The organism is Actinoplanes sp. NPDC048791, from assembly GCF_040650095.1.
Taxonomy (GTDB): domain Bacteria; phylum Actinomycetota; class Actinomycetes; order Mycobacteriales; family Micromonosporaceae; genus Actinoplanes.
This window is the reverse complement of sequence record NZ_JBEZGQ010000421.1, coordinates 1-6,880: the sequence shown is the minus strand read 5'-3', so window position 1 is coordinate 6,880 and position 6,880 is coordinate 1. Positions and strand designations below refer to the sequence as shown.

The window sequence follows — 6,880 nt, the reverse complement described above, 5'->3', positions numbered from 1 at the left end:
CGATCTCCCGCGCCGCCGCCATAGTTGTAGGTGGACTCGAAGACGGCGAAGACGTTGGCCTCCGCGCCGTGGCCCGAGGCGAGGGTGGTCTGCACGGTGCCGGTGCAGCCGGTGTGCTGCTCCAGCGGGTGGGCGTGCTCGTCGTGGCCGAGCAGGACCTGCAACCGCACCCGGTCACAGTCGATCTCGCCGTCCTCCGGGTCGGTGACCTTGATCGTGTACCGGACCTGGTCACCCCAGTCGAAGAAGCCGCCGTCGGGCGGGAACTCGATGCTCACCGTCGGCGCGGTGTTGCCGGCCGTCACCGGTACGTTCGCCACCGCGGTGCGCCCCTTGGGGTTGGTGACGGTCAGCTGCGCGGTGTAGTCGCCCGCCGCGGCGTACGTGTGGGTGGGGTTGGCCTCGGTGGAGGTCTCGCCGTCGCCGAACGTCCAGGCGTAGGTCAGCGCGCCGCCGTCCGGGTCGCGGGAGCCCGCGCTGGAGAACCGTACGGTCAGCGGGGCCGCCCCGGAGGTCGGGGTGGCGGCGGCCGCGGCGATCGGCGCCCGGTCACCGGCGATGTAGTCGATCCGGTAGATGCCGGAGTCGTCGTTGTTGCCGCCGAAGCCGGTGCCCCATTCGATCATGTACAGCGCGCCGTCCGGGCCGTACTCGAAGTCCATCGGCCGGATGAAGGGCATCCCGGTGAGCGCCTGGTTGATGTCGACCAGGGACTTGCCGTCTGCGGTGACCTGCATCGTGTACATCTTGGACTGGTTCCACTCGCCGAGCAGCGCCTTGCCGTCGTAGTAGGCCGGCCACTTACGGGTGGAGTTGAGGTCGGCGTCGTAGCGGTAGACCGGGCCGCCCATCGGGGCGCCGCCGCCGCCGATCTCCGGGAAGCGCGGGTTGCCGCTGTAGTCGTAGTCCACCGTGGCGCTGACGGCCGGCGGCAGGTTGGTCAGACCGGTGTTGTTGGGCGAGTTGTTCACCGGCGCGGCGCAGTCGAACTTCGCCCCGCTCGGCCCGGACGGGAACTGGTAGTCGTTGTACGCGTAGTTCGCGCCGTGGCAGTACGGCCAGCCGAAGTTGCCCGGGGCGGAGACGATGTTCCACTCGACCGTTCCCTCGGGGCCCCGGTTGGGGTTGGCCGCGCCGGCGTCCGGCCCGTAGTCGCCGACGTAGAGGGTGTTGGTGGCCGGGTCGATGCCGATCCGGAACGGGTTGCGGAAGCCCATCCCGTAGATCTCCGGTCGGGTCTGCGCGGTGCCCGCCGGGAACAGGTTTCCGGCCGGCACGGTGTACGACCCGTCATCCTCCGGGTGGATCCGCAGCACCTTGCCGCGCAGGTCGTTGGTGTTGCCGGCGCTGCGCTGGGCGTCGTAGTCCTGCCGGCCGGCCCGCTCGTCGATCGGGGTGAACGCGTCCGACTCGAACGGGTTGGTGTTGTCCCCGGTGGCCAGGTAGAGGTTGCCGGCGCTGTCGAAGGTGATGCTGCCGCCGGCGTGGCAGCAGGTGTTGCGCTGGGTGGTGACCTGGAGCACGACCTTCTCGCTGGCCAGGTCGATGGTGTCACCGGTGACGGTGAACCGGGACAGCCGGTTGCGGGACACACCGTCGTCCGGGGCGTAGTAGAGGTAGACCCATCCGTTGTCGGCGAAGTCCGGGTCGAGCCGGAGGCCGAGCAGGCCGTCCTCGTTGCCGGTGAAGACGTCCAGGGTGACCGCGTTGACCGTGCTGCCGGTGTCCGGCTTGATGATCCGCACCCGGCCGTCGCGCTCCACGTAGAACACCCGGCCGTCCGGGGCGATGTCCAGCTCCATCGGGTTGCTGGTGTTGCTGTCCAGGCTGATCTTCTCGAAGCTCTCGGTCAGCGAGGCGCCGCAGTCGGCGTCCAGCTGCCCGGCCGCGGTCCGGATGCCGCCCAGCAGGTGGGAGAGGAAGGCCGGATCGGAGTACGACTCGATCGTGTGGCCGCCGCCGGTGTACCAGGCCCGTCCGCCGTCGTAGTCCCGGCACCACGCGGTCGGGTGGTCGGCCCCCATCGCCCCGGCGCCCGGGGTGTAGCTGGTCTCGTCCAGGCTGGCCAGCACATGCACGTCACCGCGCGGGTTGGACTGGAAGTTGTACCACTCGTCGAACCGGGACCAGCGCTCCGGCAGCCCGGCCGTGGACGGGTGGGCGTGGTCCTCCACCTTCACGGTCGCCTGCTGGTTGGCCGGGTGGCTGGCGAAGTAGGCGCCGACCAGCTCGCCGTACCAGGGCCAGCTGTACTCGGTGTCGGAGGCGGCGTGGATGCCCGCGTACCCGCCGCCGGCCTTGATGTAGCGCTCGAAGGCGGCCTGCTGACCGGGGTCGAGGACGTCGCCGGTGGTGGAGAGCCAGATCACCGCGCGGTACTTGGCCAGGTTGGCGTCGGTGAAGGCGGCGCCGTCCTCGGTGGCGTCGACGGTGAAGCCGTTGTCGGCGCCGAGCTGCTTGATGGCGGCGATCCCGGCCGGGATGACGTCGTGCCGGAAGGCGGCGGTCTTGGAGAAGACCAGGACGGAGTACGGCTCCGGGTCGGCCGCGGCGGCCTGCGCGGGTGAAGGCCCACTGAGGACACTCACCAGCAGGGCCAGCACGAGAGAGGCGGCAGTCAGCAGCCGGCGTCTGAGGTGGCGAGGGCGTGGACGGGACACGGGTTTCTCCTTGTCCTGGGTGGACAGCGGTCGCTCGCCACAACCCACGTATCGAGATTTGTTGATTGCCTGTACAAATTAGGGCCTGCCCGCCGGATGTCCAGCAAGAGTTCGGCGTGTAACGGTTTGGTAACCTAGCGCGTGCGCAAGATCTGGTACGCCGTGGCGCTGCTCCTGCTCGGGGCGGGCCTCTTCGGTCTGAGCCACGCCTCGCCGAGCACGCCGCGGCCCGAACCGGAGGCGCTCGAGGTGCGCTTCCCCGGCGCGTCGGCGGCACCGGGCACTGTCGTCGTCCGGCGCGCCGGTGCGCACGCGATCTGGGCCAGCGGCGACCCCGCGCCCGACGCGAACCGCTGCCAGGTCACCGCGCCGTCGGGCCAGGCCGTGCCCGTCAGCGCCGCCTCGAGGAGGGTCGTCTGGGTGGTCCGGGCCGAGGACGACGCGGCGTACACCTGGATCGCGACGTTCGAGGCGGCACAGGCGGGCAGCTACGGTCTGCGGTGCACTCCGGACCCGGAGGCACCCGGCGCGGCGTACCAGGTCACGGAACGCCCGGCCGTCGGCCCGGCCATCGGGCTGGGGGTGGCCAGTGGCGTCGCCGTGCTCGCCGCAGTGATGCTCGCGCTCACTACCTTCGCGCGTCGCCGTCGCCGCGTCGCAGCCGGGAAGTGAGCGGTGGGGGCAGTCAGTTGCCGACCTGCCACATTTCGTAGTTTCCGCATTCGGCTGTGATCTCGGCGGTCCCACGGGCGGCGGTGATGAAGTCGTCGACCAGCGGTGAGGTCCGGGATTCGGCGACCGCGAGGCACACCTGGTCGGGTGCCAGGTCCGGGACGGGCACGAAGCTGACTTCCGGGTGTGCGTGGAACACGGTCGCCGAGCGGGCCAGGAATGAGATGCCCCGGCCGGCTGCGACATGCTCGAGGGTCTCGTCGATGCCGCGTACCAGGTAGCCGGCGTCGGGGTGGGGGCGTCTGGTGGGCTGCGGGCTCGTGTCGGTGGGCCAGAGCAGCGGCTCGCCGGCCAGGTCGGCCTCGGTGATCTGTTCCTTGCCGGCCAGTGGGTGGCCGGCGGGTAGCACCGCCACGCGGGGCTCGGCGTACAGCGGGGTGACGCGCAGGCCGGTCTCGTCGATGGGTAGCCGCACGTAGGCGAGGTCGAGGCGGCCGTCGAGCAGCATCGGGGCCTGGTCGTCGGCTTCGATGCGCTGCACGTCGACCAGGACGTCCGGGTGCCGGGTGGCGAACTGCCGGATCGCGGGGGTGACCGCGACGCCGGCCCGGAAGCCGACCATGAGGCGCCGGTTGCCGCGTGCGGCCACGCTGACCCGGCGGCGGATCGCGTGCGCGGAGGCCAGCAGCGGGCCGGCGTCGTCGAGCAGTTGCCGGCCGGCGTCGGTCAGGGCCACGCCGTGGCTGTCCCTGGTCAGCAGCGGGGCGCCGAGGTCGTGCTCCAGCGCGCGGATCTGCCGGCTGAGCACCGGCTGGGCGATGTGCAGTTGCTCGGCGGCCCGGCCGAAGTGCAGCTTGTCGGCGACCGCGACGAAGTAGCGCACCTTGCGCAGGTCCAGATCCATGGAGCCTCCCGGTCCGGCGATGCCTTGAGGGTATCGCAATCGCTGAAAGAGGTCTTGGACACCGAACTCGAACCGATGGCACGCTCAAATGGACCTGATGGGCCGGAGCAAATTCGGTATCAGCAACAAATCGGCACGACAGGCGAATGGAGTCATCGTGGGAAAGCTCGATGGCAAGGTTGCGGTAATCACCGGCGCGACAAGCGGAATGGCACTGGCCGGTGCCAAATTGTTCGTTGCTGAAGGAGCACACGTCTTCATTTCGGGCCGGCACAAGGACGCGCTGGACGAAGCCGTCAAACTGATCGGCCGGAATGTGACCGGCGTGCAGGCCGATTCGGCCGACCTCGACGATCTGGACCGTTTGTTCGAGACGGTCAAGCAGGAGAAGGGCTCGGTCGACGTGCTGTGGGCCAGTGCCGGGACGGGTGAGCAGGGCCGGCTCGGCGAGATCACCGAGGCACAGTTCGACGCCGCCTTCTCGCTGAACGCGCGGGGCACGCTGTTCACCGTCCAGAAGGCGCTGCCGCTGCTCAACGACGGCGGCTCGATCTTCATGACCGGGTCGAACGCGTCGCTGCGGGGCTACCCCAACTGGGGTGTGTACGCGGCGAGCAAGGCTGTGCTGCCCGCGTACGCACGGGTGTGGGTGTCCGAGCTGCGGGACCGGAAGATCCGGGTCAACGTGCTGACCCCCGGCCAGGTCGCCACGCCGGTGCTGGCCGAGGTCATGGACGAGCAGATGAAGGCGCAGTTCGAAGCCGTTATCCCGCGGCGGGAAATGGGCCGGCCCGAGGAGATCGCGTCGGTCGCGTTGTTCCTCGCCTCGGACGACTCGAGCTACGTCAACGGCATGGAACTGGTCGCCGACGGCGGCAGCACAGTGATCTGACGCCTCCCCCACTACCCACTGATCCGTAGACAATCAAGGAAGACACCTCATGACCACCATCAGCATCATCGGCTCGGGCAACATGGCCACCGCTATCGGCACCCGGGCGGCCAGGCACGGTCACACCGTCGAGCTCATGAGCCGCAACACCGCCAAGGCTCAGGCGCTCGCCGGCCAGATCGGCCACGGGGCCACCGTCGGCACGTACGGCGCGAGGCCGGCGGGTGACATCGTCATCGTGGCCGTCCTGTACGCCGGCGCGGTGGACGCGGTCACGCACTACGGCGACGCGCTGGCCGGCAAGACCCTCGTCGACATCACCAACCCGTTCAACGCCGACGCCGGCGGACTCGCGACCACCGCGGGCAACTCGGTGTCCCAGCAGCTCGCCGCCGCCGCCCCGGAGGGCGCGCACGTCGTGAAGGCCTTCAACACGATCTTCGGCGGCGTCCTGGCCGGGGACAAGCCGCTGGACGCGTTCTTCGCCGGCGACGACGCCGAGGCGAAAGCCCGTGTCGCGGCGTTCCTGGACAGCCTGGGCATGCGGGCCCTGGACGCGGGGGGCCTCGAAATGGCCCACGCCCTGGAATGGGCCGGCCTGCTCCTGGTGGGCCTGGCCCGCAACGGCGCCGGCTTCGACCTGGCCCTGGGCGCCGAGGCCCGCTAGGCCGTTGATCACGATTCCAGGGGGTCGGCCCGTCATCTGACGGATGCCACCGGTTGCCGGACGGTCGAACAATGGACCGGTCAGCAGCTATGAGGAGGAAGTCATGTCGGAGAAGCTCACCGTCGTCCTGGTCCACGGCGCGTTCGCGGAGTCGGGCGGCTGGGGTCCGGTCGCGCAGCGGCTGCAGGCCGCCGGACACCAGGTGATCGCCGCGCCCAACCCGTTGCGCTCGGTCGCGTTCGACGCCGCGCAGGTCCGCGCGCTGGTCGACTCGATCAGCGGGCCGGTCGTGCTGGTCGGGCACTCCTACGGCGGCATGGTGATCAGCAAGGCGGCGGCCGGCGCGAGCAACGTCAAGTCGCTGGTCTTCATCGCCGCGTTCGCCCCCGAGGCCGGGGACAGCGCCGCCACCCTGTCGGGCAAATACCCGGGCAGCACGCTGGCCGAGACACTGCGCCCGGTCCCGCTGCCGGACGGCAACCAGGACATGTACGTCGCCCAGGAGCTCTACCGCCGGCAGTTCGCCGCCGACGTGCCGGAGGAGACCACCCGGATCATGGCCGCCACCCAGCGCCCGATCACCCTGGCCGCGCTGCAGGAGCCGGCCGAGGGTGAGCAGGCGTGGACGACGGTCCCGAGCTTCTTCCTGATCGCCGAGGCGGACAAGAACATCCCCGCCGCCGCGCACCACTTCATGGCCGAACGGGCCAAGGGCCGCACCGTGAGCATCGACGGCGCCTCCCACGCGGTCTTCGCCTCGCACCCGGCCGAGGTCGCCGACCTCATCCTGCAGGCCACCGAGGCCTGACCCACCGCCCGGCGGACAGCCGGCTCGGCCCCGCGGCCGGGCCGGCTTCGCCGCCATCGTCTCCTCGCGCGGAACTAGGACGCGGTGACCTCGACGACGAGCTGCGGTCCGGTCCCGCTGAGCTCCCGGACCCGGGCGACCACGTCCTCCCGGCGGTAGTCGATGACCGCGTCGGCTCCCGCCGCCGTGGCCAGGCGGGCTTTCTCCTTCGACGACACGGTGGCCAGCACGATGAGCTTGGCCATCAGCGAGTCGTAGAACGGCGTGACCGTCGTCC

The 6,880-nt window shown here is 70.4% G+C and carries 7 protein-coding genes; 4 read left to right on the top strand and 3 right to left on the bottom strand.

Translation table 11 applies throughout. The annotated features are described in order from the left end of the window. Positions 1-2,660 (bottom strand): ThuA domain-containing protein (locus AB0C29_RS26590; RefSeq protein WP_360825332.1); only part of this gene is annotated, 2,660 nt, incomplete at its 3' end. 141 nt (positions 2,661-2,801) lie between these two features. Here AB0C29_RS26590 and AB0C29_RS26585 point away from each other — a divergent pair. Continuing rightward, positions 2,802-3,332, top strand: a complete 531-nt coding sequence (locus tag AB0C29_RS26585; protein ID WP_360825329.1) for a hypothetical protein — start codon at positions 2,802-2,804, stop codon at positions 3,330-3,332. 13 nt (positions 3,333-3,345) lie between these two features. Here AB0C29_RS26585 and AB0C29_RS26580 read toward each other — a convergent pair whose 3' ends face one another. Then, positions 3,346-4,236 (bottom strand): LysR substrate-binding domain-containing protein, encoded by an 891-nt coding sequence (locus tag AB0C29_RS26580; protein ID WP_360825326.1) that lies wholly within the window; start codon positions 4,234-4,236, stop codon positions 3,346-3,348. Between the two features lie 88 nt (positions 4,237-4,324). Between AB0C29_RS26580 and AB0C29_RS26575 the strand changes: the two genes are divergently transcribed. The 3 genes from AB0C29_RS26575 (at position 4,325) to AB0C29_RS26565 (ending at position 6,603) form a co-directional block, all read left to right on the top strand. Continuing rightward, positions 4,325-5,128 (top strand): SDR family oxidoreductase, encoded by an 804-nt coding sequence (locus AB0C29_RS26575; protein ID WP_360825323.1) that lies wholly within the window; start codon positions 4,325-4,327, stop codon positions 5,126-5,128. Between the two features lie 49 nt (positions 5,129-5,177). Next, positions 5,178-5,795, top strand: coding sequence for an NAD(P)-binding domain-containing protein (locus tag AB0C29_RS26570; RefSeq protein WP_360825320.1), 618 nt, complete (start codon positions 5,178-5,180; stop codon positions 5,793-5,795). A 103-nt stretch (positions 5,796-5,898) separates the two neighbouring features. Further along, a complete protein-coding gene (locus tag AB0C29_RS26565) occupies positions 5,899-6,603 on the top strand; it encodes an alpha/beta hydrolase (protein ID WP_360825317.1) in 705 nt (234 codons plus the stop codon). A gap of 74 nt (positions 6,604-6,677) precedes the next feature. Here AB0C29_RS26565 and AB0C29_RS26560 read toward each other — a convergent pair. Next, a partial coding sequence (locus AB0C29_RS26560) for a zinc-binding dehydrogenase (RefSeq protein ID WP_360825314.1) occupies positions 6,678-6,880 on the bottom strand: 203 nt, incomplete at its 5' end.

What these genes read in the sequence shown, in the direction of transcription:
- AB0C29_RS26580 (WP_360825326.1), bottom strand. Translation starts at nt 4,236, where the DNA reads ATGGATCTGGACCTGCGCAAGGTGCGCTACTTCGTCGCGGTCGCCGAC.
- AB0C29_RS26575 (WP_360825323.1), top strand. Translation starts at nt 4,325, where the DNA reads ATGGACCTGATGGGCCGGAGCAAATTCGGTATCAGCAACAAATCGGCA.
- AB0C29_RS26570 (WP_360825320.1), top strand. Translation starts at nt 5,178, where the DNA reads ATGACCACCATCAGCATCATCGGCTCGGGCAACATGGCCACCGCTATC.
- AB0C29_RS26565 (WP_360825317.1), top strand. Translation starts at nt 5,899, where the DNA reads ATGTCGGAGAAGCTCACCGTCGTCCTGGTCCACGGCGCGTTCGCGGAG.